The following is a 23,344-nucleotide window of genomic DNA, read 5'->3' on the forward strand; positions in this document are numbered from 1 at the left end:
GATCATTCCCCTACGAATCGATACGCAGCAGGGTAGGGCGGCGGCTGGTGCTGCGCTTATCAATGGGTCTTGCGGCCCTATCAAGGAGTCTGAAAAACGAACGGCCCGTTCAGGCCATGGCACGCGCCGCTTCGCGGTAAAGCGTCGGCGGCACGCCGACATGGTCGCGGAAGAAGCGCGAGAAATTGCCCTGGGTGGTGAAGCCGAGATTGCAGGCGACCGAGATCAGCGGTTCCTGCGACCACTGCAACTGCCGCACGGCTTCCTCCATGCGCAGCGTGTTCCAGTAGACATTGGGCGTCAGATTGGTCTGTTCCTTGAACAAAGCGAAGAAATGCGGCCGCGACAGGCCGACGCTGCGGGCGACGTCGTCGAACGAAATGCGCTCGCAGACATTGGCCTTCATCAGCTGGATTGCCTTGCGGACGCGGAAATCCTGCATGGTGTTTACGCGGATGCGCGTCTCCTGCGGCGCCGAGGCGTCGGCGGCGTCGAGCACGCTATCGATGAAGCGTTCGATCTCGTAATTGGCGACGTCGTCGATGCTTTCATTATCGCTCAAATGATCGAGTAGGTTGGCGGCGGCCTGGTGCAGCCATGGTTCGAGCGTGATCGCAGCCTGTGCAAACAACGGCGCCGACGAAGGCAGGTCGCGGCGCCGGCGCGCCCAATCCGGATCGATGTAGAAGGCGAGGAACAGGCCGGGCCTGCCGTTCTGCGACAGAATGTGGCTGTGCGGCTGGTAGGAATTGATGCCGGCGGCGGTGCCGGGACCCAGCGGCACCGTCTCGCGGCCGACGGTCATCTCGCCGGCCGTGCCCTCCAGCCAGATGATGATGTGGGCCTCGACATGCGCATGGGTGACGAAGTCGCTGGCGACATTCAGGACAGAAACATGTCCGAACCGGCCCCAATAGAGCCTGATCGCGTCCGTCATGGGTTATACCTCCCGCAGACGACTGGCCTCCCTATCGCCTGCAACGGGATTGTGCGGCTGAGTTCGGGGTCGCGTCAAGGCGCAGGGCGAAAGCCGCTGTGTGCTGCCGGCCGCAGTGGTGGATTTTCAGACTGAGCGATAGGGTTTCCCGTCAAACCGAAGCCGTCATGCCGCCGTCGACATAAAGCGTATGGCCGTTGACGAAGGATGAGGCGTCGGAGGCGAGGAACACGGCGGCGCCGATCAGTTCGTCGACATACCCCCAGCGGCCAGCCGGCGTGCGCTTTTCCAGCCAGGCGGAGAATTCCTGGTTGTCGACAAGCGCCTGGTTCATCTCGGTGCGGAAATAGCCGGGGGCGATGGCATTGATCTGCAAGCCGTATTTCGCCCAGTCGGTGCACATGCCACGTGTCAAATTGCGGATTGCGCCCTTGGTGGCCGTATAGGGCGCGATGTTGGGCCGGGCGAGTTCGCTCTGCACCGAGCCGATGTTGATGATCTTGCCTTTGCCGCGCGCGATCATAGTGCGGGCGACCGCCTTTCCGGCATGGAAGGCGCCGGAGACATTGGTCTTGAACAGCCGCTCCCACTGCTCCTCGGGAAAGTCCTCGAGCGGAGCGCGGAACTGCACGCCGGCATTGTTGATCAGGATGTCGATGGCGCCGATCTCGGCCTCGATGCGGGCGACATCGGCATCGACCGCACGAAAATCCGTCACGTCGAAGGTCGAGGGGTGCGCTTTGAAGCCTGCGTCGCGCATGCCGGCGACAGCACCGGCAACCTTGCCGGCATCGCGGCCGTTGAGCACGACACTTGCGCCATGCTCGGCAAGGCCGCGCGCCAGCGCCAGGCCGATGCCCTGGCCGGAGCCGGTGATCAGCGCCAGCCGCCCGTTGAGGTCGAACAGGGATTTCGATGTCAAAGCAACGGTTTCCAGCCGAAAGATTCAGTCCAAAAACATTCAATCATTGCGCCTGAAGTTGCGGATCCGGTCGAACAGCACCGCGAGCAGGATGGCGCCGCCGATGAACACGCCTTGCCAAAAAGCATTGATGCCGAGCAGACCAAGGCTGTTGCGGATCACTTCGATGAGCGCGGCACCGACAATGGCGCCGAAGGCGGTGCCGACGCCGCCGGCGAGATTGGCGCCGCCAATGACCGTGGCAGCAATGACCTGCAGTTCCATGCCGGTGCCGAGATTGGTGGTGACGGCGCCAAGCCATCCGGTCTGGATGATGCCGGCAATGCCCGCCGCCAGCGCCGAGATCATATAGACCGCGACCTTGATCTGCTTGACGGGAACGCCGGTCAGCGTCGCCGCGTGCTCATTGCCGCCAATGGCGAAGATGTGGCGGCCAAACTTGGTCCAGCGCAGCGTGAAGCCGGTGATCAGCGCCAAAAGGATCATGTAGAGCACCGGATTGGCGATGCCGAACACCCAGGCGCCGCCGCCCAGCGCCAGAAGCTTGTCGTGATCGGGGCCGAACTGGAAGACGACGGTGTTGTTGGAGGCGACCATGGCGAGGCTGCGCGCAATCGACAGCATGCCGAGCGTCACCACGAAGGGTGGAAAGCCGAGATAGGCGATCATGATGCCGTTGAAGGCGCCTATGGCGAGCGCGGTGGCGATCGAGGCGAGGATGCCGACCTCGATGGAGTAGCCGGCATGCATGGTGACGGCCAGCACCATCGACGACAGGCAGAGCACCGAACCGACCGACAGGTCGATGCCGCCGGTGATGATGACGAAGGTCATGCCGAGCGCGATGATGGCGACGAAGGTGATGTTGCGGGTGATGTTGTAAAGGTTCTTCGACGTGGCGAAGGCGTCGGTGGCAAAAGACAGGAACAGGCAAGCCAGGATGACCGCGATCACCACCCAGAAGGTCTGGCTGGCAAACAGTCTTGCCGGCAAGGATTGCTGCTTTTGTTCGATCGGCTGGTCAATTGTCAGTGCCATCGTCGACCTTCATGTGCTGTGCGTGGTGAAATTCGCTGAGATCAAACCTGTTCGATGGCGCCGGTGATCAGCCCGGTGACTTCCTCGGGCGAACTTGACGCAATCGTCTTGTCGGCGACCTTGCGGCCGCGCCGCATGACGATGACACGGTCGGCGACGGTGAACACGTCAGGCATGCGGTGGCTGATCAGCACCACTGCGATGCCCTGGTCGCGCAAATGGCGGATCAGGTTCAGCACTTCGGCGACCTGGCGCACCGAGATCGCGGCCGTCGGTTCGTCCATCAACACGATCTTGGCCTGCGACAGCATGGTGCGCGCGATCGCTACCGCCTGACGCTGGCCGCCCGACATCTGCTTGACGAGGTCGCGCGGACGGGTCTCGGACTTCAACTCGGCGAATAGCTGGCCGGCGCGCTTGTACATGGCGGCATAGTCGAGGATGCGTAAAGGGCCGAGGCCGCGGCGCAATTCACGGCCGAGATAGACATTGGCGGCAGCGGTCAGATTGTTGCACAGCGCCAGGTCCTGGTGGACGATCTCGATGCCGTGCTGGCGAGCTTCCGCCGGCTTGTGCAGGATCAACTCCTTGCCGTCCATGCGCATGACGCCATGGCTGGGGCGGAAATTGCCGGCGATCATCTTGACCAGCGTCGACTTGCCGGCGCCGTTGTCGCCCATCAGGCCGACCACCTGTCCGGGCTCGATCGACAGCGATACGTCGTTGACCGCCTGGATGGCGCCGAAATGCCTCGAGATATTGGTGAGTTCGAGAACCGCCACCAGTCTTTGCCTCCCCGTGTTTTGCGACCCGCTGCTGTTCCCGGCGTGAATGCCGGCGCTGCTTTGGCCCCGCTCTCCCCATCTCCTCCCGGAAACAGCGTCAGCGTTCTTTTACGCAAAAGCCGGCGCTCGTCAATCAATTGTCGGACGAATTGAAGCCTTGGTTATCCAAAAATCCGTTTTGTAGGACAAATAGCATTGACGTTGGCCGCAAGCCGATATTAGCTAAGCGTCGGAGGAGATTATGCCGATGCCGCTGGCGGTTAGCCGGGCGGAATCGGCGGAGGTTTATCGGTCGAGGTTGCGGCGCCACCCATGTGTTGAGCCGGGCCAATGCCGCATCTGGAAATGCTTATCGATCTGTCTTGGCGACACGAGTGCTCGTGAAACGAACCTCGGTCATTAAGCATCCGGTCGATCTGTGTGGCGGGCACGCCGTGTCCGTCTGTTTCAAGGGAGGACTGACATGAGGAAAACACTTTTGCTCGCCGCCGTCGCCGCCATGGCGCTGGGCGCCGGGCCGGCTTTGGCCAAGAAACAGCTCGTCATCGTGGTGAAGGGTCTCGACAATCCATTCTTCGAAGCCATCCACCAGGGTTGCGAGAAATGGAACAAGGAAAATGCCAGCTCGGAATATGAATGCTTCTACACCGGCCCGGCGTCGACCTCGGACGAGGCCGGCGAGGCGCAGATCGTTCAGGACATGCTGAGCAAGGCCGACACGGTGGCAATGGCGATTTCGCCATCCAACGCGCCGCTGATCGCGCAGACGATCAAGACCGCCAATCCGACGATCCCGATCATGACGCTCGACGCCGATCTCAGCAAGGAAGATGCCGCGCTGCGCAAGACCTATCTCGGCACCGACAACTATCTGATGGGTCACAAGATCGGCGAGTACATCAAGAAGGGCAAGCCGAATGGCGGCACGATCTGTACCATCGAAGGCAATCCCGCGGCCGACAACATCCTGCGCCGGGCGCAGGGCATGCGTGACGCGCTGTCGGGCAAGGAAGGCCTGGCGGCACTTGCCGGCGAAGGCGGCTGGACCGAAGTCGCCGGTTGCCCGGTGTTCACCAATGACGACGGCGCCAAGGGCGTGCAGGCGATGACCGACATCCTCGCCGCCAATCCCAAGCTCGACGCCTTCGGCATCATGGGCGGCTGGCCGCTGTTTGGCGCACCGCAGCCCTATCGCGACCTGTTCGGGCCGCTCAAGGACCGCATCGCCAGCAACGACTTCGTCATTGGCGCCGCCGATACGATCGGCGATGAAGTGGCGATCGCCCGTGACGGCCTTGTGACCGCTCTGGTCGGTCAGCGGCCGTTCGAAATGGGCTACAAGGCACCATCGGTGATGATCGATCTGGTCGAAGGCAAGGCCGTCGCCGATCCGGTGTTCACCGGCCTCGACGAATGCACCAAGGACACGGTCGACACCTGCATCCAGAAGTAGGTTCTCGATTTCGGGGCGCCCTTTGACGGGCGCCCCGTCTCTTCCCGGACGGACGCAACGGTTGGGGCAGCAGGCTCCGGCTTTGACGCGTCTGTAGTTTGGATTTTCGGCAACGAGATCGGCGCGCCGTGCAGGTTCGGACCAGTCCGGACGCAGACGGCCGACGCATTGGAACGTGAATGCCGGACGAGAAATCAAAGAAGCGAACCGAGCGGGCCAAGGCACAAGCCAGCCGCGGTCCGGCTGTCATGCGCAGAGCCGGTGCCGCGCATTTTCCGGGAGCGAGCGTCCATGTCTCGCTGGCCGGCGAGATCGGCCTCAGAATCGTGCGCGGCGATTATCCGCCCGGCACCATTCTGCCCAACGAGGCCAAATGGGCCGAGATCTTCGATGTCAGTCGTTCGGCGGTGCGCGAAGCCATCAAGATGCTGATGGCCAAAAGCCTGCTGGCTTCACGGCCCAAGATCGGCAGCTGGGTCGAGCCCAGGGAACGCTGGAACCTGCTCGACCGCGATGTGCTGGCCTGGTACGCGACCGGGCCGGACCGGGAAGCCTTCCTGCGCACGGTGCAGGAGTTCCGTCACATCATCGAGCCGGAAGCGTCGGCCTTTGCCGCTACGCGGCGCAACGACGAGCAGATGGACGAGATCAGCCAGGCCTGTCGTGAGATGGGCGAGGCTTTGAACCTGCAGGAGCGTATCCGCGCCGATACGCGTTTTCACCTCGCCATACTGCGCGCCTCGGGCAACGATCTGCTGGTGCCGCTTGGCGTTCTGATCGAGTCGGCGCTCGATCATCTCTTTGTCTTCGTCACACGCGAGACCAGCGATCAGCGGCGGGCGCAGGCGCTGCATGAGGCGATCGAGAAGAACATCCGCCTGCAGCGTCCTGCGGCCGCCCGCAATGCGGTGCACAGACTGCTCGCCAACACCGACGATGTTATCGGCCGGTCGAGGCGCTGACACAGGCTTTTCGCCGCCTTCAAATCGTCTGCTTCTTGCCGTCCTTGCTGGGCATCAGGTCGACGCCGTTGACCTTGCCGACATATGTCGCCAGCATCGGCACGAATTGCTCGGCCGGGCCAGTGGCATGGGCACCGGCGAAGGAGTTCTTGGTGGCGTTGCCGAGCGGGTTGGCGATGCCGGCCGCACCCGCCATCGATTCCAGATAGGTCAGGTCCTTGAAGGCGTTGGCGATGGTGAATTTATGCGCGTCGCGGTCGCCCTCCAGCGTCCAGCGCATGAAGGTCTGGTAGAAGCCGCAATCCATGCGGCCGTTGCGGATGACGCTGTCGAAACGCGGTGGCGAGATGCCGACCTTTTCGGCCAGCGCCAGCGCCTCGGAATAGATCGCGGCATAGCCCAGCGAGATGAAGTTGTTGAGCAGCTTCATGCGGTGGCCGTCACCTGTATCGCCAATATGGACGATGCGGCCGGCCCAGGTTTCGATGACAGGCTTCACACGGGCAAACAGCGCGTCGGGCGCGCCGACCATGGCGTCGAGCGTGCCTTCCCAGGCTTCCTTCGGCGTGCGGCTGAGCGGTGCATCGACGAAGTCGACGCCGATCTCCTTCAGTTCCGCCGCCAGCGCCACGGTCGAGACCGGATCGGCGGTCGAGCAATCGACGACAACCGAGCCTCTTTTCAGACCCTCCTTGAGGCCGCCGGGGCCACGGATGATGGCTTCGACCTCGCGCGAGCCGGTGACGCAGATGAAGACGATATCGGATGCCGCTGCCACCTCACGCGAGGTGGCCACTTCCTTCGCACCCCGGCCAGCCAAGTCTTCCGCCGGCTTGCGGTTCTTGCGGCCGAGGAAGGTCAGGCCATAGCCCTTGTCGACGATGTTCTTGGCAATGCCGTGCCCCATCAGGCCAAGGCCGATAAAGCCGATCTTTTCGCTCGCGGCGGTCGTGGTCATGTCTTGAAGTCCTGTTGCGATGATTGATATTGGGCGGCGCCGTCTTGCGGGCGAAGGGTGGTTGCAGAATGCCATATTGTCTGACAATACACAGAAATCCTAGGCATTGGAGACGAAAATGACGAAGCGGATCATGTTCACCGGCGGCAGCGGCAAGGCCGGTCGCCATGTCGTGCAATATCTGGTCGAACAGGGCTGCCAGGTGCTCAACATCGACACCAAGCCGCTCGACAATCCCAAGGTACGCACGCTGATCACCGACATCACCGACAGCGGCCAGGTGTTCAACGCGCTGTCGAGCTATATGGGCCTGCATGAATTCGATCCGTCGCTGCGCCCGCAGCCGGTCGATGCCGTGGTGCATTTCGCCGCCATACCGCGCATCATGATCACGACCGACAATGAGGTGTTCCGCACCAACGCGATGGGCACCTACAACGTCATCGAGGCGGCGGTGAAGCTTGGCATCCCCAAGGTGGTGATCGCGTCCAGCGAGACCACCTATGGCGTGGTGTTCGCCAATGAACCGCGCGACCCCAAATATTTTCCCCTCGATGAAGAATACGACGTCGATCCGATGGACAGCTATGCTCTGTCCAAGGTCGTCAACGAGCACACGGCGCGCGCCTTTGCGCAGCGCAACGGCACCGATATCTATGCCTTGCGCATCGGCAACGTCATCGAGCCGCACGAATATTCGCTGTTTCCGAAGTGGTTTGCCGATCCGGGCTTTCGCAAGCGCATCGCCTGGAGCTATGTCGACGCGCGCGATCTCGGCCAGATCGCGCTGCGCGCCGTTGAAACGGACGGGCTCGGCTTCCAGGTGTTCAACGCCGCCAATGACGATACCTCGTCCGACCTGCCGACAGCGGAACTGTTGAAGCGGTTTTATCCCGACGTGCCGGTCAAGACGAAGCTCGGCGAATATGAAACGCTGCTTTCCAACCGCAAGGCCAGGGACATGCTCGGCTTCCGTCCCGAGCACAGCTGGCGCAAATACGTCAAATAGGTCTGGCAAATTGGGCTTTGGGGCAAGGTTGTAACCTGATCTGTGCACAGCCACAGGCTTTGCCGCCTGCGCCCGGCCCTCTGCTTGACAGCTTTCGAAATCCGGACTTTGTGGATGCATGAGGGACGGAAAGCCGAATAAGGGAAAGAAGTCTGACAAGACTGAGACAGCCGAGCGCCCGGCTGCCGTTCGGCGGGCTGACGCCACCCGGATGCCCGGCACCAGCGTGCATGCCTCGCTGGCCAGCGAAATCGGGCTTCGGATCGTGCGCGGCGACTATCCGCCGGGCACCATCCTGCCCAATGAAGCCAAATGGTCTGAAACCTTCAACGTCAGCCGCTCGGCGGTGCGTGAGGCGATCAAGATGCTGATGGCCAAAAGCCTTCTGGCATCGCGCCCTAAAATCGGCAGCTGGGTGGAGCCCAGGGAGCGCTGGAACCTGCTCGATCGCGATGTGCTCGCCTGGTACGCGACCGCGCCCGACCGTGAGGTGTTCCTGAAGGCGGTGCAGGAATTCCGCCACATCATCGAGCCGGAAGCGACTGCCTTCGCCGCCATGCGACGCACCGAGGAGCAGATGGCCGAGATCAGCCAGGCCTGCCGCGAGATGGGCGAGGCGTCGAGCCTGCAGGAGCGCACGCGCGCCGACACGCGCTTTCATCTCGCCATCCTGCGCGCCTCCGGCAACGATCTGCTGGTGCCGCTCGGCGTGCTGATCGAATCCGCCTTCGATCATCTGTTCACCTATACGACGCGCGAACTCGACGATCTGCAGCATGCACAGCAACTGCACGAGGCGATCGAGAAGGCCATCCGCCTGCAGCGGCCGGATGCGGCCCGCAACGCGGTGCGCAAGCTGCTCGCCAATACCGACGGCGTCATCAACACCCGGTAGGATGTGCTGATATTCAGGTGAGGCCGGCCTGCAAACGCCGGCTTTCGCGCTTCACGTACTTAAGTACGCTCCGCTCCGGTTCTCGAAACCCAATGTTTTCGGCGCGGCCTGACCTGAATCTCAACACATCCTGCGAGTGCTCAGCCGGCCTGCGAAGTGGCCAGGTGCTGCCTGGTCAGCGCGACCAGCAGCGCCTGGTCGCAGGCGGCGTGCTCGGGGCGGTTGACCACCTCGTCGCCATTGACGATCGCACCCCAGAAGCCGCGCAGTTCCTCGACGAAGGCTTCGCCGTAGCCGGCACGCAGATCCCTTGTCGACAGTGTGTGGCCGTCCGAGGTCTTCACAGTCAGCCGGGTCGGATGATGGTTGAGCCAGGGCGAGGGGAATTCGAGCTCAAGGCTGGCATCGTCGAAGAAGAGCGTGATGCGTTCCTTGTAGTCGGCGAGCTTCGGCACGGTGAGATGCGTCATCGTCCACAGCGCCTGGCCGTCGAGCAGTTTTACCGCGCCCTGGCCGCCATCGCCATTGGCGAAGATCTGCGCGCCGACAACCTCGCCCTCCGGCACGCTGAGCGCGTCGAGCAGGCCGTGCAGGGCATTCACATCGTGAATCAAGGCGGAGCTGTAAGCGCCGGTAAACCCACGGAAAGCCAGATCGGTCATGGGCTGGCCGATGGCGCGCTCGACCTGTTGTTTCTGCTTGCTTTGCGCGGCGGCAATCAGCTCCTCGGGAATGTCGTTGCCGCGCTTGTAGCGCTGGTGGGCGATGAACGGCCAGGCATCGGGATCGTTGACCTCGACCGAGACGGACCGCAACGTCTTTGCCGTGCCGGGCAGCGAGGCCAGCGCCAGCCGGTAGCTCGGATCGAAGCGCTTCATATAGCCGACCTGCATGACCTTGCCGGCCTTGTCGCGCGCGGCGATGATCTCGGCGATTTCCGCCGGGGAATAGCAGAGCGGCTTTTCGCAGAAGACATGCAGGCCGCGCCCGAGTGCGGCCAGTACCTGCTCGTGATGCAGCGGGTCGGGCGAGCCGATGACGACGGCGTCGAGCTTCTGGCCGAACAGTTGCTCCGGCGTTTCGAAATTGGCGATGCCGTGAATTTCGCTGACATATTCCCGCGAAATCCTTGACGGGTCGGCAACGCCGACCAGTTCGAACAGGTCGCCGAGCCGCAACAGGTTTGGAATATGCTCGACCTGCGAAATCATGCCGGCGCCGATGACGCCGACGCGTATCCTGCTCATGCTGTTAATACTCTCTGCAAAAGTGTTCCAGGCTCAGGGTGCGGCGGCCGGCCGGTTGCCGATCTGCGCCAACAGCCCGGCAATCTCAGCTTCCACCGCCTTCAAATCCTCGCCGCCCGACATGATGGAAATCACCTCGTCGCGCGAGATCTCGGACTTGGCGTATGTACCGCGATTGCGGCCGCGGTTGAGCAGCGTGAAAGTGTCACCGACAGGGTAGGCGTGGTGGATGTTGTGGCTGATGAAGATCACGGCCAGGCCGCGCATGCGCGCCTCGATGATGAATTTCAGCACCATCGCCGCCTGATGCACGCCGAGCGCCGAGGTCGGTTCGTCCAAAATCAGCACCTTGGCGCCGAAATGCACGGCGCGTGCGATCGCCACCGACTGGCGCTCGCCGCCCGACAGCGTGCCGACGGCCTGCGTCGGGTCGCGCACGTCGATGCCGATATCGGCCATCGCCTGGCGGGCAATTGTGTTGGCGCGCTCCTTGTCGAAGCGCGAGAAGGGCAGGCGGCTTCTGGTCGGCTCGCGGCCGAGGAAGAAGTTGCGCGTGATCGACATCAGCGAGATCATGCCGAGGTCCTGGAAGACCGTCGCGACGCCGAGGTCCTGCGCGTCGCGCGGGCTGCGGAACGTGACGGGCTTGCCGTCGACGAAAATCTCGCCCTTGGTCGGCCGGTGCACGCCCGACAGAACCTTGATCAGCGTCGACTTGCCGGCGCCGTTGTCGCCCAGCAAGCAGTGCACCTCGCCGGGATAGACCTTGATGTCGATATCCTGCAGCGCGCGCACCGAGCCGAAATTGACCGACACACCACGCAATTCCATGGCTGGCTGGATGGCCGGGGACGGGTTTGGGTAGGTCATTTGCCGCCTCCGCGTCCGAGCGCCTTGAGGCGGATGTAGTTGTTGACCAGCACGGCCATTAAAATGACGATGCCGAGGAAGACCTTGAACCAGTCGGTGTCGATGCCGGTGTAGAAGATGCCCATCTGCACCAGGCCGAAGATCAGCGCGCCGAACAGCACGCCATAGACGGTGCCGTAGCCGCCGGTGAGCAGCACGCCGCCGATGACCGCGGCGATGATCGCCTCGAATTCCTTGAGCAGGCCGCGCGTGGTGTCGGCGGAGCCGGCCTCCATCACCTGGATGGTGGCAAGCAAGGTCGCGGCACAGGCGGTGTAGATGAACAGCGCGATCTTAACCCGGTCGACCGGCACGCCGACATTGCGGGCGGCATTGAGGTCGCCGCCGGTGGCGAAGATCCAGTTGCCGTATTTGGTCTGGGTCAAGACATAGCCGGCAAGCGCTGTCAGTCCGAGCCACCAGACGATCGACATCGGAATGCCGACGACGAAGGGAATGCCGTCGGTGCGGGTGGCGATCCAACCTTGCGTACCCATCCATTGGAAGAAGCCGGTCAGGAGATGGCCGTTGAACAGGCCCGCGGTTGCCGGGTCCGGCGCGCCGTCGAGGATGTAGGGGATCTGCGTGCGGCCGGTGACGGCGCGGGTGATGCCGATCGACAGGCCGCGCAGGATGTAGAGCGACGCCAGCGTCACGATGAAGGAGGGCAGGCGGGTCTTCACAACGATCAGGCCGTTGACGTAGCCGGTGAGGATGGCGACAGCGAAGGCGCAGGCGATGCCGCCCCACAGCGGCAAGCCCCAATATTTCACCGTCAGTCCGATGACGACGCCGGCGAAGCCGACCATCGAGCCGACGGAGAGATCGAACTCGCCGGCGATGATGAGAAGGGCTGCGGCCGTGGCGATGATGCCGAGTTCGGCTGCCAGCGTCAGGAAGGTCATCGACCCCTGTAGCGAATAGAGGTTCGACGCACCCGGCAGCAGGGCGAAGATGGTGACGGTGGCGATGAGGCCGCCGGCGGCACCGGCTTCGGGCCGGCGCAGCCATTGCGTCAGCCGGCCGGTGCTGGCCAGCCGCTCGTCAGTGCCGGCAGCCCGTTTCGACGTCATGCCGAAACGGTCCTTGCCCAGTACCCCGGGGGCCGGCGCTTCTGGAGGTATCGCCTTGTCTTCCACAACAGCCATTAGGCTCCCCAATCGCTCACTTCGCAATCTCGACCAGAGACGGGGAGCGCATGGCGGCTCCCCGATCCGTTTTGGTCTTGCCTTAGCGGATGCCGTCCTTGGCGAGCGCCAGGATCGCCTTGGCCTTGTCGGGCGAGTCGATGAACAGCGGCCCGGTGTAGGCGTTGTTCTGCGGCCAGAAGCCATGTGTGGCATGCTCGACCAGATAGATCACCGGCAGGTATCCCATCAGATATTGCTGGGCGTCCATGCCGAAGCCCATTTCGCCGGCGACGACGGAATCCAGGACTTCGGGGCTGATGTCGAAGGTGTAGAGCTTGATCTTGCCGAACAGTTCCTTCTGCCGGAAGAACGGGATCAGCGGATTGGCGGCGGTGGCGCCGAGCGCAAACACCGCCTGGGTGTCGGGATGCGCCGACAGATAGGCCTCGGTGCGGCGCTGGATGTCGGCCGGATCGGGCGACACGGTAAGCACCTCGGTGCCGCCGCCTGACGGCTTCAGCCCGTCATTCAACCCCTGGCAGCGCTGGTCGAGGCTGACATTGCCGACCTCGTGGTTGATGCAGACGACTTTGAGCGTGCCTTCCTTGGCCAGCCGCTCGCCGGCCTTCTTGCCGGAATCATATTCGGAGACGGTGCCGACATAGAGAGAGGTGCCGAGTTCGGCGCCTTCCTTCTCGCCGGAATCCAGCACGACCATCGGAATGTTGGCGGCAAGTCCGGCCTTGACCGATTTGCCGAGCGCATTGGCGTCGGCAATGGAGACGGCGATGCCGTCGGGATTGGTGGCGATGGCCGCGTCGAGCAGGCGGGCCTGCTCGACCACGTCGAACACTTGCGGCGCATAATATTCGACCTTGGCGCCGGTGAGCGCCGCCGCATCGTCGACGCCGCGCTTGACCACCGACCAGTAGGGATCGGAGGCCGAGCCATGCACCACGAAGGTGATGCGGACATCCTTCGGGTCCTTCAGGCCCGCGGCTTGCACGACACCCGCCAGCATACTCATCGAGACAAGCGCGCCGAGCGCCAGTTTCAGAACAGTCTTCATGTCATTCTCCCATTGTCGTTGCAGTTCCAATTCCCTCTTTGCGCCTCGGCCGACCGGATCGGCTTACGGTGCTGCCCGGGTGGCCGCTTTGCGGGCCTTTGCCGGTGTCGATGCCCCGAGCCGTGCACGAAGCTCCTCGCGCAGCGGCTTCATGCCGATGATGTCGATGTCCTGCACGCCGAGCCAGTCGCGAAAACCCTGGTCCCGGAAGAGTTCATATTCCTCGGTGCGGACATAGGCGGAGCGCGGCTCGATCAGTTCGAGCTCGCCCGGCGCGTTGAAGTGCAGGCAAAAAAAGGTCAGGCCTTCGCGCACCCCTTCGACCAATGCCTTGTAGACGGGCTCTATCGGCTTGGAGCGTGGACGGCCCCAGGTCGTCTGAATGGCGGCGTCGAAGATGACAAAGCCCTTAGCGCGGGCTTCAGTGACGCCGCGCTGGAACGCCGCTTCGGTGACGCCGACGAGATTGTCATTGGGCGAATAGGCCGACAGCGTTTTGGTCAACAGCACCGGCAGCCGATATTCCAGGCCGAGCTTGATGTAGACGTCGCAAAACTCGGGCGACAGCGCTGCTCCCATATGGGCATCAAGATGAGTGACGTCGATGCCGGCGCGGTAGGCGGTGTCGATCTGGGCGCGAAGCTCGGTTTCCACCGCTTGCGGTGCTGCCTTGCGGCGGGTGGTCGCGACATCGGGCCAGAAATAGCCGAACTCGTCCGTCAGGCCGGCCGCGCGCGACGGCGACGTCAGCGGCCGCCATTTGTAGTGCTGCTTTTCGCTGTTCAGCGTCAGGTGGACGCCGAGATCGAGCCGCGGATCGGCGGCTGCCGCTTCGGCCATCTCAGGGAACCATGGACACGGCACCATCACGGCGCCGGAGCTGCAGGCGCCCAGTGCGGTCAGTTCGAGGAAGGCGCTGTTGGCGCCATGGCACATGCCGACATCGTCTTCATGCAGGACGAGCTGTCGCGTCATGGACGGCCACCGTTTTGCCGGCCACCATCTTGCCGGCCACCATCTTGCGGGCCACCATCTTGCCGGCATGCCGGTTTCGAGGGTCTTCCAAAGTGTGTCCCGTGCTGCATGGAACCGACCGTTTGCCCAACTGGACGCGATGGAACGCCCAATGCGGGCTTTCCGACAGGGCCACTTCAGCGAATTCGGATGGGTACGATTTTTCCGCGGGCCTGCATTCTGGAATGTCGATTTCATTCGATATGCCCACATTCGGCGTCAAACCCGGCCATCAAGCAACCGGGATGGCTTGGTCAGATCGCAGCGGAGTGGTTCTTTCAAACAGCGGCCGCAGGCGTACTGCTTTCATACCATCAGCGATGTGGAGACTTGCCATGTACACTGCCGGCGAAGAAGAGATCGAAGCCATTGCCAGGGTGATCCGCTCGGGTGCGCTGTTTCGCTATGGCGAGAACAGCGAGTGCAACCGCTTCGAGGCCCGCTATGCCAGGCATCTCGGCGTCGAGCATTTTGCGCTGGCCGCCAGCGGCACCTATGGGCTCGCCGCCGGCCTGATCGGCCTCGGCATCGGCCCGGGCGATGAGGTGCTGGTGCCGGCGCACACCTATATGGCGACCGCGACTGCGGTTCTGTCGGTCGGCGCCATTCCGGTCATTGTCGATATCGACGAGAGCCTGACCATCGACCCGGCCGCTCTGCGCGACGCCATCGGCCCGCGCACCAAGGCGGTCATCCCGGTACATATGTGGGGTGCGGCCTGCAACATGAAGGCCATCATGGACATCGCTAAAAAACGCGGTCTGCTCGTGCTGGAAGATGTCTGCCAGGGCATTGGCGGCGGCTATGAGGGCAGGAAGCTCGGCTCCATCGGCCATGCCGGCGCCTACTCCTTCAACTACTTCAAGAACATGACGTCGGGCGAGGGCGGCGGCATCGCCACCAGCGATCCGAAAGTGGCCGAGCGCGCGCGCTGCGCCATCGACCCCTGCCATTTCTACTGGCAGGGCCGCAGCGACAGCATCAAGCCGTTCGCCGGCATCGGCGCGCGCGCCTCGGAATTGATGGGCGCGATGCTCAATGTCCAGCTCGACCGTCTGGACGGCATCATCGAGGCGATGCGGGCGGAGAAGAAGAAGGTGCTGGCCGGCACGCGCCATCTCGGCAATCTCGGCCTGACGCCGTCGCCGATGAACAGCCCCGACGACGATTGCGCGGCACAGGTAATGTATCTGCTGCCCAGCGAACAGGCGGCGCAGACTTTTTCGAAGACCATTCCGAGCGTCATTGCCGGCAAGACCGGCCGCCACAATTTCACCCAGTGGGACCAGGTGCTGATGCATGAGGGCGCGCATCATCCGGCGCTCAATCCGTACACGCTGCCGGAAAACAAGGGCCTGCGGCTGACCTATGCCGACGACCTCGGCAAGGGTTCTCTCGACATCCTCAACCGCACGGTGATGATCGCGATGAATCCGGCGCATGGCGACGCCGACATCGACGACATGATCCATAACATCGATGCGGCGGCCCGTGTGGCGCTGGAGAATGCCTCGCTGGACGATGTCGAGGTGCGCAAGGCAGCGCCCGTCGATCTGCAGAAATTCGATAGTGTGAACTGAAGCGCTCAGCGCTGGATCGGCCTATTGCCGGTCCAGCCGCATGAAGGCAGCGCGCAACGCCAGCACCGCGCGCAGGATCTGGCGTTCGTCCATCGCGGCATAGCCGAGCAGCAGGCCGTGTTCCGGCTCGCTCGAATGGTAGTTGATCGAGATGCCCTGCACGTCGAGGCCCTCCTTGACGGCGGCGGCGACGACGTCACTGTCCTTGTAGGGTCGGACAAAACTGGCCAGCAGTTGCATGCCGGAATCGTTCTCGGTCACTGTCAGCCATTCGGCCAGATGCTCCTGGCACAGCTTGACGAAATTGGCTTGCCGGCGCGCATAAAGGCGGCGCATGCGTTTCAGATGTGTGGCGAAATAGCCTTGCGTGATGAAGTCGTTGACCGTCGCCTGCAGGATCAGCGGCGCGAACTGGCCGGTGATCGAGACGGCACGGTCGAAGGGCACGGACAGTTCGCGGGGTACGATGAGATAGCCGATGCGAAGCGCCGGGATCAGCGTCTTGCCGAAGGAACCAATATAGACGACGCGGTCGGCATGATCGAGGCCGCGCAGCGCCGGCACCGGCCGGCCACGGTACCGGTACTCGCCGTCATAATCGTCCTCGACGATCCAGGCGCCGTGGCGCTCGGCGATGTCGAGCAGCTGCAGCCGTTCCTCGATGCGCATGATGGTGCCGAACGGCCACTGGCAGGATGGCGTCACATAGATCAGGCGCGGCGGCGGCAGCTCTGGGTCTGCGAGATGCCATCCAAGGCGATCGACCTTCAAGGGCGCAAGCTGCGCGCCGCTGGCGAGAAAGGCGCTCTTGGCGCCGAGATAGCCGGGCTCCTCCATCCAGACATGGTCGCCTTCGTCCATCAGCACGCGCGAAGCGAGGTCGAGTGCCGCCTGCGCGCCGGTGACGATGATGACCTGGTCGGCGGTGCAGTTGATGCCGCGCGACAGGCTGATGGTCGACGCGATGGCCTGGCGCAGACCGGGATGGCCGGCAAAGGAGATATAGCCGAGCAAGTTCTCGTCGCGGCTGCGCGCATTGCGCACCAGAAGGCTCGACCAGATGGTGAAGGGAAAGGATGCCGATTCCGGCACGCCCGGATGGAAGTTGATGACACCGGCATTGCGCGGCGGCTGCGGGCCGTTGACGATGGTCTGACCGCGCCGCGAGAGCTTTTGCGGAGCGGCAAGCCCGGCGCGCAGCGCGGCCGGCGGGCGTTTCTGCTGGATCGGCGCCACCCAGGTGCCGGACCCGGCGCGCGCCTCTATAAACCCTTCGGCGAGCAGCTGGTCGTAGGCGGCGATCACCGTGTTTCGGCCGACCTTGAGATCCTCGGCCAGCGAGCGTGTCGATGGTAGCAGCGTGTTCTGCTGGATCTGGCCGTCGAGGATGAAGCGCCGCAGGGCGCCATAGATCTGTCGGTGCATCGGTTCGTCCGAGCCGCGGTCGACCGACATGATGTCGAGGGAAAGGCGCATGTGGTCGGCCAAGCTAGTCTCCGACGAGCCTGGCTGCGCGCGCGATCTTTTCTTCGTTAAGCAGGCAAACGGTCTCGAGCACCAGCCGTCTGGTTGCGGGACGGACCTCACGGCTGTTCTTCAGCGCGCGGTGAACGGTTGCCGCGCCGAGTTCCGCCTTCTCGGCGATCTCACGGATGGTGCAAAGCCGTTCCATGCCGAGTGCCGCCTCGAATGCCATGTCGCTCCTCCATCCGCATCAAGGCATGCCTCGTCGCCAGCCTCAAGCTGGAAACGCCGGGCCGGCAACTCGGGGGCAAAAATTTCGATGCCAAGAACTGTGCGATCCGCGCCGCCAAGGGAGGGCGGCGGCGCGGATCGCCGGGCGCTTTCGCGTCGCTACCCCTACCGAGGCGCGCGCCCAACCGGCCCAACCACCAGCCCCCCGGCGGTGGTTAGGCCAAGTCTCGTATCGCGACGTCGAACCCGGCCGCGCAGGCCGATTTGAGAAGCGAAGCGTAACCTTTCGTGGCATAGGTCAAGGGGTGTGCCTTGGCCGGATCCTGCTCGGCCTCGACGACGATCCAGCCTTCGAAGCCGCGCTTGGCCAGCGGCTTCAACAGCGACAGGAAATCGACGGAACCGTCGCCGGGCACAGTGAAGATTCCTTCCATCACTGCCGCCATGAAACTCATGTCCTCGCGCCGTGCCTTCTCCAGCACGGCCGCGCGGACGTCCTTGCAATGGAAATGCACGATGCGGTCGAGATGCCGGTTCAGGAGGGAGGCCGGGTCGCCGCCTGAGAACAGACAATGGCCGGTATCGAACAGCAGGCCGACGCTCTTGCCGGTTGCGGCCATCAGCCTGTCGACCTCGTCATCGCTCTCGACGATGGTGCCCATATGGTGATGGAAAGCCATGCCGACGCCGAAGGCAGCCATGCGGTCGGCGAGTTCGGTCAGCTTCTCGCCATAGGCGGTCCATTCGCCGTCAGCGAGGCGCGGACGCTGTGAGATCGGCGCGAAAATGCCGTCATGACGGCCGCGCGAGGTGTCGGCATAGACGACGACCTTGGCGCCGAGGTCGCGCAGCAGGGTCAGATGCGAGGTGAGGGCGGCGAATTCCTCGTCGACCGTGCGGTCCAGAATGCGGCCGTCATACCAGCCGGAGACGAGCTCCAGTCCGTAAGAAGACAGGATCGGTCCAAGCTCGTCGCTTCGCCTGGGGAATTTGCCGCCGAGTTCGGTGCCGCGATAGCCGGCCTGCCTGGTTTCCGACAGGCATGTCGCGAGCGGCGTATCGCCGCCGAGTGCGGGAACATCGTCATTGCTCCAGGTGATGGGATTGATGCCGATCTTGACCGTCATGCCGCTACTTCAAAGGGCTCGGGGAAACACAAAGCCGAGGCCGGCAAACTGAGGGGAAAGAGGACCTGTCACTAGGTCCAGTTGAGGTGAATTTGGTAGAGCCAATCGGGAGCGCTAAAGCGCGTCCCGTTTGAACGGACTAAGTCGACGCGCTTAGGTCTTTGCATGTCGTTGTCTCAAAACCGGCGCCACTTTTGAGCGACATGCATTAATCCTGCTGCGGCCTTCCGAAGGCCGCGCGCAGTTCGTCCTTGGCGTCCTCGAGCACTTTCCGGCGCGCCTGCGGCAGGTTCTTGCCGGCGCGGTTGATGTAGAAATTCAGCATCGACATGGCCGACTGAAACGGCTCGGCCTTGCGGCGGTCGCTGTGCTCGGCCGAGCGCTTGAGCGAGGCCGCGATCTTCCTGGCGTCGTCGGCTTCGAAGATGTGGTCCTCGAGGTCCATCGCATCGCTGTGCTCGGTCACCTCGGCCGACCATTTTTTCTTCGCGGTCATGACAAACTCCTTCCTGTCGCAAAAACTCGGGCAGGCCGCCGCGGTTCCCGAGAAATCGCCGGGCCGCTGGAGCCACGGATCATGGCCCTGTGGCGCTGCCCGTCGCGGTGAATGCGCCGATAGTGGCGACACAACGGTCGACTTCCCAGGACCGTAGACAGGAAACGCCTTGACCCCGATCGTCGCCAATCAGGCGGATAGCCCCGGCATCGACAGCAGCTACGCCTGGATGCGGCTTGCCATCTCCATGCTGCTGGCGACGATCGGTGCGGTCGGCATGTGGGCCGTCGTCGTCGTGCTGCCGGCCGTGCAGGCCGAGTTCGGCGTTGACCGCGCCGCGGCATCGATGCCCTACACCGCAACCATGGTCGGCTTCGCCGCCGGCAATGTGCTGGTTGGCCGCGCGGTCGATCGCATGGGGTATTGGATCCCGGCACTGCTATCCTCGGTGGCTCTCGCCGCCGGCCTGCTGCTCGCCGCGCTGTCGACCTCTATCCTGCAATTCACCCTTGCCCAGGGCGTGCTGATTGGTGTCGGCACATCGGTGATCTTCGGGCCGCTGATCGCCGACATCTCGCACTGGTTCAACCGTCGGCGCGGCGTCGCCGTCACAGCTGCGGCGGCTGGCAACTATCTCGCCGGAGCGCTCTGGCCAACCATCATGCCGACACTGATCAAGGCGGAAGGCTGGCGCTTCACCTATGCCGGCATCGGTGTCTTCTGCCTGGTCACCATGGTGCCACTGGTGCTGTTGTTGCGGCGCGCTGCTCCGGCGGCGGCTGCCGCCGGTTCGCCCGGAAGCCGGCCAGTGCAGTCGATTTCGCTGTCGCCGGCGGCGTTACAGGTGCTGCTGATCGTTGCCGGTCTCGGCTGCTGCGTGGCGATGTCGATGCCGCAGGTGCACATCGTCGCCTATTGCATGGATCTTGGCTACGGCATTGCGCATGGCGCCGACATGCTGTCGATCATGATGGCGGCGGGCGTCGTCAGCCGGCTCGCCTCCGGCTTTGTCGCCGACCGCATCGGCGGCGTGAAAACCCTGCTTATCGGTTCCGTGCTGCAATGCCTGTCGCTTTTGTTTTACATCCCGTTCGACGGGCTTGCCTCGCTCTATGTCGTGTCGCTGGTGTTCGGCCTGTCGCAAGGCGGCATCGTGCCTTGCTATGCCATCATCGTGCGCGAATACCTGCCCGCCAGGGAGGCCGGCCAGCGTATCGGCATCGTCATGATGGCGACCATCTTCGGCATGGCGATCGGTGGCTGGATGTCGGGCTGGATCTACGACCTGACCGGCTCTTACGCCGCCGCGTTCCTCAACGGGATCGCGTGGAACTTGCTGAACATAGTGGCCATCGGGCTGCTGCTGTGGAAAGCAAAACGCAGTGCTGCCCTGATGGCTTAGGAAGGCAGGATTGCCCTGTTGCTTGACAAGGGCGATTGGCTGCGCGACGCCAGCAGGCGAGTGGGTGCGGCAGCAGCCGGTTGGCATGGTGGCAGTGGAAAAGCTGAACATGGTTTCGCAAGGGCGCAGCGGCCGGGGCCCGGCACGTGGAGGATGTCCATGACCAAGCCGCGCTCGCGTCGCGGGGGCGGCCGCCCGACCCTATCAGATGTGGCGCGCAAGGCCGGCGTCGGCGCCATTACCGTGTCGCGGGCGCTGCGCGAACCGGAACGCGTCAGCCAGGATCTGCGGCGCCAGATCCAGGCCGCCGTCGACGAACTCGGTTATGTCCCGGATCCCAATGCACGGGCACTGGCCTCGGCGCGCGCCGATGTGTTCGGCGTGCTGGTGCCGTCGCTGACCAACAACGTCTTCGCAGAAGTGGTGCGCGGCATCTATGACAGCCTGTCGGACGGCCCGTTCCGCGTCCAGCTCGGCAACACCCATTATTCCGGCCTCGAGGAGGAGCGCCTGCTGCAGGTGTTCGCACCGCAGCGCCCGGCGGCGCTGATCGTGGCCGGCATCGACCAGACGCCGACCTCGCGAAAGCTGCTGGAGAGCGCGGGCTGCCCGGTGGTGCAGGTGATGGAGACCGGGTCCGATCCGGTCGACATGCTGGTCGGCTTCTCGCATTTTGACGGCGGCCGCACCGCGACCGAGCATCTGATCGAGGCCGGCTACCGGCGGATCGGCTTCATCGGCGCACGCATGGACCCGCGCTCGCAGCGGCGGCTTGCCGGCTATCGCGCGGCAATGGAGAAGGCCGGCCTGTTCGACCCCCGGCTGGTCACCACCACGCCGCTACTGTCCAGCGTGACGCTCGGCCGCGAGCTGCTTCGCGATGCGCTGGCCAAGATGCCGGCGCTCGACGGCGTCTTCTGCAACAATGACGACATCGCGCTCGGCGTTTTGTTCGAATGCCATAGCGCCGCGCTCAACGTGCCGAAAACAATCGGCATTGTCGGCTTCAACGACCTCGAAATGATGCAGGCGGCGTTCCCGCCGCTCACCAGTATCCGCACCCCTCGCTATGAAATCGGCCGTCGGTCTGTTGCCATGGCGCTGGCGGCGATCGCAGGACGAAGGCCTGAGCAGCGGGTCGTCGATCTTGGTTTGGAACTCAAGCCCCGCGAGAGCACCGCACGCTGAACACGCTTTGGCTGCCTCAGCAAATGGTGCTTTACACAACGTCATGGTAGCGCTACCATTTTCGTCGGGCAGACGTTTTGATGAGAGGCCGTGCCTGTTTATTATACATAAGCAACAGCTCATGCTTGTTTATTATGTATAATATGCTAGTTTCGTTTCTCGCCTGTGAAGCGGCGAGGGGGAGGGGATCGGGCCGGCTTCGGCCCTTGAGACGTGGCGCCGGCCAGGCTGGAGGGCCTTCGGCAGGCGTGGAAACCACACCACGACAAACAGCATCAAATAACCAAGCAGCAGCAAACAAAACTACAACTGGGAGGAATATCGATGATCAAGTCACTTGTTGGTGGCATCGTTGCCGCCACTGCATTCGTCATGCTGAGTTCGTCGGCCATGGCCGACCCGGAAGTTGTCAAGGGCCCGTCGGCTGAGCCGGATTGCTTTGCGCCCTGGGCGGCCGATACGCAGTTCTTCAAGTTCCCCAAGAAAGACGGCCCATACCGCATCGCGCTCGCCAATGGCTATATCGCCAACACCTGGCGCATCCAGATGGTGCAGACCGCCAAGGCCTATGCGGCCCAGCCGGAGGTCGCCGCGAAACTGAAGGAATTCAAGGTCGTCTCGACCGGCGAGGACGTGCCGGCTCAGATTTCGGCGATCAACAACTTCATCGATTCCGGCTATGACGCGATCGTCGTCAACGCCCAGAACCCGACCGCTTTCGGGCCGGTCATCAAGCGCGCCAAGGAAGCTGGCGTCATCCTCGTCGCCTTCGACAATATTCTCGATACCAAGGACGCCATCAACGTCAATGTCGACCAGAAGGGCCTTGGCGAATTGTGGGGCAAATGGCTGGTCGGCCATGTGCCGAATGGCGGCAAGGTGCTCGAGGTGCGCGGCGTTGCCGGAACTTCCGTCGACACCGACCGTCACAACGGCATCCATGAAGCGCTCGATGCCTCCGGCAAGAAATGGGACGTCACCGAGGTGGTCGGCAAATGGGACGACGGCGTGGCACAGAAGGCCACGGCCGACGCCATTGCCACCAACGGTCCGTTCGACGGTATCACCGGGCAAGGCGGCGACACCGGCATCGTGCAGGCGATGATCGATGCCAAGCATGCTTTCGTGCCGTTCGGCGGCGAGACCGAGAACGGTTTCCGCAAGTTCTGCGCGGCACATGCCGGTGACGGGCTGAAATGCTCATCGGCTGGCACCGGTCCGGCGCAGGTCGCGGTCGCCATCAAGACGGCGATTGCCGCGCTCGAAGGCAACGTCGTGCCGCAGGCGGTGAAACTGCCACTGGCGATCGTCGAGGATCCGAACTTCAAGGCCGGTCAGGATTTCTTCCCCGACCAGTCCGACAATTTCTTTGTCGGCAATTCCTTCCCGACCTGCGGCATCAATTTCACCGCGCAGGAAATCATGGGCCAGACCAAAGCTGACCAATAGGGCTGACCAATAGGCGGCATATCCGGCGCCGCGGGATCTCCGCGGCGCCGGCCACTCGATATCCCTTGAAGTCAAACTG

Annotated in this window: 23 protein-coding genes; 8 read left to right on the top strand and 15 right to left on the bottom strand. The window is 63.3% G+C overall.

Annotation, left to right across the window (positions count from 1 at the left end; all coding sequences use genetic code 11):
* Positions 1-109 precede the first annotated feature (109 nt).
* The 4 genes from ACYG9Y_RS06315 to ACYG9Y_RS06330 all read right to left on the bottom strand — a co-directional run bounded on the left by ACYG9Y_RS06315 (position 110) and on the right by ACYG9Y_RS06330 (position 3,679).
* Entirely contained in the window at positions 110-937 is an 828-nt protein-coding gene (locus ACYG9Y_RS06315) for an AraC family transcriptional regulator (RefSeq protein WP_023739925.1), read from the bottom strand.
* Between the two features lie 151 nt (positions 938-1,088).
* Positions 1,089-1,859: an SDR family oxidoreductase gene (locus ACYG9Y_RS06320; protein WP_031253285.1), complete on the bottom strand. Its 771-nt coding sequence runs from the start codon at positions 1,857-1,859 to the stop codon at positions 1,089-1,091.
* A 39-nt stretch (positions 1,860-1,898) separates the two neighbouring features.
* Positions 1,899-2,897, bottom strand: coding sequence for an ABC transporter permease (locus ACYG9Y_RS06325; protein ID WP_023673048.1), 999 nt, complete (start codon positions 2,895-2,897; stop codon positions 1,899-1,901).
* Positions 2,898-2,938: 41 nt separating this feature from the next.
* Positions 2,939-3,679, bottom strand: coding sequence for an ATP-binding cassette domain-containing protein (locus tag ACYG9Y_RS06330; protein ID WP_023682237.1), 741 nt, complete (start codon positions 3,677-3,679; stop codon positions 2,939-2,941).
* Between the two features lie 466 nt (positions 3,680-4,145).
* Between ACYG9Y_RS06330 and ACYG9Y_RS06335 the strand changes: the two genes are divergently transcribed.
* Positions 4,146-5,135: a sugar-binding protein gene (locus ACYG9Y_RS06335; RefSeq protein WP_023673050.1), complete on the top strand. Its 990-nt coding sequence runs from the start codon at positions 4,146-4,148 to the stop codon at positions 5,133-5,135.
* A gap of 179 nt (positions 5,136-5,314) precedes the next feature.
* Positions 5,315-6,097 carry a FadR/GntR family transcriptional regulator gene (locus ACYG9Y_RS06340; protein WP_023729411.1) on the top strand — a complete coding sequence of 261 codons (783 nt, stop codon included), beginning with the start codon at positions 5,315-5,317 and terminating at the stop codon, positions 6,095-6,097.
* A 19-nt stretch (positions 6,098-6,116) separates the two neighbouring features.
* Here the strand turns inward: ACYG9Y_RS06340 and ACYG9Y_RS06345 are convergent, their stop codons facing one another.
* Entirely contained in the window at positions 6,117-7,055 is a 939-nt protein-coding gene (locus tag ACYG9Y_RS06345; protein ID WP_023690788.1) for an NAD(P)-dependent oxidoreductase, read from the bottom strand.
* A 118-nt stretch (positions 7,056-7,173) separates the two neighbouring features.
* On the opposite strand from ACYG9Y_RS06345, the gene ACYG9Y_RS06350 reads away from it, so the two are divergent.
* Together ACYG9Y_RS06350 and ACYG9Y_RS06355 are read left to right on the top strand one after the other, a co-directional pair.
* Positions 7,174-8,064, top strand: a complete 891-nt coding sequence (locus ACYG9Y_RS06350; protein WP_023739923.1) for an NAD-dependent epimerase/dehydratase family protein — start codon at positions 7,174-7,176, stop codon at positions 8,062-8,064.
* Between the two features lie 118 nt (positions 8,065-8,182).
* Positions 8,183-8,959 (top strand): FadR/GntR family transcriptional regulator, encoded by a 777-nt coding sequence (locus ACYG9Y_RS06355; RefSeq protein ID WP_023739922.1) that lies wholly within the window; start codon positions 8,183-8,185, stop codon positions 8,957-8,959.
* Positions 8,960-9,099: 140 nt separating this feature from the next.
* Here ACYG9Y_RS06355 and ACYG9Y_RS06360 read toward each other — a convergent pair whose 3' ends face one another.
* From ACYG9Y_RS06360 to ACYG9Y_RS06385, 6 genes are all read right to left on the bottom strand, one after another.
* Positions 9,100-10,206, bottom strand: coding sequence for a Gfo/Idh/MocA family protein (locus ACYG9Y_RS06360; RefSeq protein WP_023739921.1), 1,107 nt, complete (start codon positions 10,204-10,206; stop codon positions 9,100-9,102).
* Positions 10,207-10,239: 33 nt separating this feature from the next.
* Positions 10,240-11,076, bottom strand: coding sequence for an ATP-binding cassette domain-containing protein (locus ACYG9Y_RS06365; protein ID WP_023712088.1), 837 nt, complete (start codon positions 11,074-11,076; stop codon positions 10,240-10,242).
* Complete coding sequence (locus ACYG9Y_RS06370) at positions 11,073-12,188, bottom strand: ABC transporter permease (protein ID WP_023739920.1); 1,116 nt, start codon at positions 12,186-12,188, stop codon at positions 11,073-11,075. The genes ACYG9Y_RS06365 and ACYG9Y_RS06370 overlap by 4 nt, the downstream gene beginning before the upstream one ends.
* 157 nt (positions 12,189-12,345) lie before the next feature.
* Entirely contained in the window at positions 12,346-13,314 is a 969-nt protein-coding gene (locus ACYG9Y_RS06375; RefSeq protein WP_023687959.1) for a rhizopine catabolism ABC transporter substrate-binding protein, read from the bottom strand.
* 63 nt (positions 13,315-13,377) lie between these two features.
* Entirely contained in the window at positions 13,378-14,289 is a 912-nt protein-coding gene (locus ACYG9Y_RS06380) for a polysaccharide deacetylase family protein (protein ID WP_023739919.1), read from the bottom strand.
* The gene (locus ACYG9Y_RS06385; protein ID WP_156929748.1) at positions 14,264-14,551 is read right to left on the bottom strand and encodes a hypothetical protein; all 288 of its coding nucleotides are present in this window, start codon (positions 14,549-14,551) and stop codon (positions 14,264-14,266) included. The genes ACYG9Y_RS06380 and ACYG9Y_RS06385 overlap by 26 nt, the downstream gene beginning before the upstream one ends.
* A 112-nt stretch (positions 14,552-14,663) precedes the next feature.
* Here ACYG9Y_RS06385 and ACYG9Y_RS06390 point away from each other — a divergent pair, with 112 nt between their 5' ends.
* On the top strand, positions 14,664-15,908 hold the full coding sequence (locus tag ACYG9Y_RS06390; RefSeq protein ID WP_023739918.1) for a DegT/DnrJ/EryC1/StrS family aminotransferase: 1,245 nt from the start codon (positions 14,664-14,666) through the stop codon (positions 15,906-15,908).
* 21 nt (positions 15,909-15,929) lie between these two features.
* Here the strand turns inward: ACYG9Y_RS06390 and mocR are convergent, their stop codons facing one another.
* From mocR to ACYG9Y_RS06410, 4 genes are all read right to left on the bottom strand, one after another.
* Positions 15,930-17,396: a rhizopine catabolism transcriptional regulator MocR gene (mocR, locus tag ACYG9Y_RS06395; protein ID WP_023696197.1), complete on the bottom strand. Its 1,467-nt coding sequence runs from the start codon at positions 17,394-17,396 to the stop codon at positions 15,930-15,932.
* 1 nt (position 17,397) lies between these two features.
* On the bottom strand, positions 17,398-17,604 hold the full coding sequence (locus tag ACYG9Y_RS06400; protein WP_023705614.1) for a LacI family DNA-binding transcriptional regulator: 207 nt from the start codon (positions 17,602-17,604) through the stop codon (positions 17,398-17,400).
* 214 nt (positions 17,605-17,818) lie between these two features.
* Complete coding sequence (iolE, locus tag ACYG9Y_RS06405; RefSeq protein WP_023739917.1) at positions 17,819-18,730, bottom strand: myo-inosose-2 dehydratase; 912 nt, start codon at positions 18,728-18,730, stop codon at positions 17,819-17,821.
* Between the two features lie 208 nt (positions 18,731-18,938).
* Positions 18,939-19,226 carry a DUF3175 domain-containing protein gene (locus ACYG9Y_RS06410; RefSeq protein ID WP_023673065.1) on the bottom strand — a complete coding sequence of 96 codons (288 nt, stop codon included), beginning with the start codon at positions 19,224-19,226 and terminating at the stop codon, positions 18,939-18,941.
* Positions 19,227-19,455: 229 nt separating this feature from the next.
* On the opposite strand from ACYG9Y_RS06410, the gene ACYG9Y_RS06415 reads away from it, so the two are divergent.
* From ACYG9Y_RS06415 to ACYG9Y_RS06425, 3 genes are all read left to right on the top strand, one after another.
* Positions 19,456-20,628 (top strand): MFS transporter, encoded by a 1,173-nt coding sequence (locus ACYG9Y_RS06415; RefSeq protein WP_050587434.1) that lies wholly within the window; start codon positions 19,456-19,458, stop codon positions 20,626-20,628.
* A gap of 159 nt (positions 20,629-20,787) precedes the next feature.
* Complete coding sequence (gntR, locus tag ACYG9Y_RS06420) at positions 20,788-21,816, top strand: HTH-type transcriptional regulator GntR (RefSeq protein ID WP_023739916.1); 1,029 nt, start codon at positions 20,788-20,790, stop codon at positions 21,814-21,816.
* A 324-nt stretch (positions 21,817-22,140) separates the two neighbouring features.
* Positions 22,141-23,265, top strand: a complete 1,125-nt coding sequence (locus tag ACYG9Y_RS06425) for a sugar ABC transporter substrate-binding protein (RefSeq protein WP_023682221.1) — start codon at positions 22,141-22,143, stop codon at positions 23,263-23,265.
* Positions 23,266-23,344: the final 79 nt, after the last annotated feature.

This window comes from Mesorhizobium sp. W050, from assembly GCF_054719535.1.

Coding starts and splice junctions, on each gene's coding strand:
- ACYG9Y_RS06315 (WP_023739925.1), bottom strand. CDS start 937: ATGACGGACGCGATCAGGCTCTATTGGGGCCGGTTCGGACATGTTTCT.
- ACYG9Y_RS06325 (WP_023673048.1), bottom strand. CDS start 2,897: ATGGCACTGACAATTGACCAGCCGATCGAACAAAAGCAGCAATCCTTG.
- ACYG9Y_RS06335 (WP_023673050.1), top strand. CDS start 4,146: ATGAGGAAAACACTTTTGCTCGCCGCCGTCGCCGCCATGGCGCTGGGC.
- ACYG9Y_RS06340 (WP_023729411.1), top strand. CDS start 5,315: ATGCCGGACGAGAAATCAAAGAAGCGAACCGAGCGGGCCAAGGCACAA.
- ACYG9Y_RS06345 (WP_023690788.1), bottom strand. CDS start 7,055: ATGACCACGACCGCCGCGAGCGAAAAGATCGGCTTTATCGGCCTTGGC.
- ACYG9Y_RS06350 (WP_023739923.1), top strand. CDS start 7,174: ATGACGAAGCGGATCATGTTCACCGGCGGCAGCGGCAAGGCCGGTCGC.
- ACYG9Y_RS06355 (WP_023739922.1), top strand. CDS start 8,183: ATGAGGGACGGAAAGCCGAATAAGGGAAAGAAGTCTGACAAGACTGAG.
- ACYG9Y_RS06360 (WP_023739921.1), bottom strand. CDS start 10,206: ATGAGCAGGATACGCGTCGGCGTCATCGGCGCCGGCATGATTTCGCAG.
- ACYG9Y_RS06365 (WP_023712088.1), bottom strand. CDS start 11,076: ATGACCTACCCAAACCCGTCCCCGGCCATCCAGCCAGCCATGGAATTG.
- ACYG9Y_RS06370 (WP_023739920.1), bottom strand. CDS start 12,188: ATGACGTCGAAACGGGCTGCCGGCACTGACGAGCGGCTGGCCAGCACC.
- ACYG9Y_RS06375 (WP_023687959.1), bottom strand. CDS start 13,314: ATGAAGACTGTTCTGAAACTGGCGCTCGGCGCGCTTGTCTCGATGAGT.
- ACYG9Y_RS06380 (WP_023739919.1), bottom strand. CDS start 14,289: ATGACGCGACAGCTCGTCCTGCATGAAGACGATGTCGGCATGTGCCAT.
- ACYG9Y_RS06390 (WP_023739918.1), top strand. CDS start 14,664: ATGTACACTGCCGGCGAAGAAGAGATCGAAGCCATTGCCAGGGTGATC.
- ACYG9Y_RS06400 (WP_023705614.1), bottom strand. CDS start 17,604: ATGGCATTCGAGGCGGCACTCGGCATGGAACGGCTTTGCACCATCCGT.
- iolE (WP_023739917.1), bottom strand. CDS start 18,730: ATGACGGTCAAGATCGGCATCAATCCCATCACCTGGAGCAATGACGAT.
- ACYG9Y_RS06410 (WP_023673065.1), bottom strand. CDS start 19,226: ATGACCGCGAAGAAAAAATGGTCGGCCGAGGTGACCGAGCACAGCGAT.
- ACYG9Y_RS06415 (WP_050587434.1), top strand. CDS start 19,456: ATGCGGCTTGCCATCTCCATGCTGCTGGCGACGATCGGTGCGGTCGGC.
- gntR (WP_023739916.1), top strand. CDS start 20,788: ATGACCAAGCCGCGCTCGCGTCGCGGGGGCGGCCGCCCGACCCTATCA.
- ACYG9Y_RS06425 (WP_023682221.1), top strand. CDS start 22,141: ATGATCAAGTCACTTGTTGGTGGCATCGTTGCCGCCACTGCATTCGTC.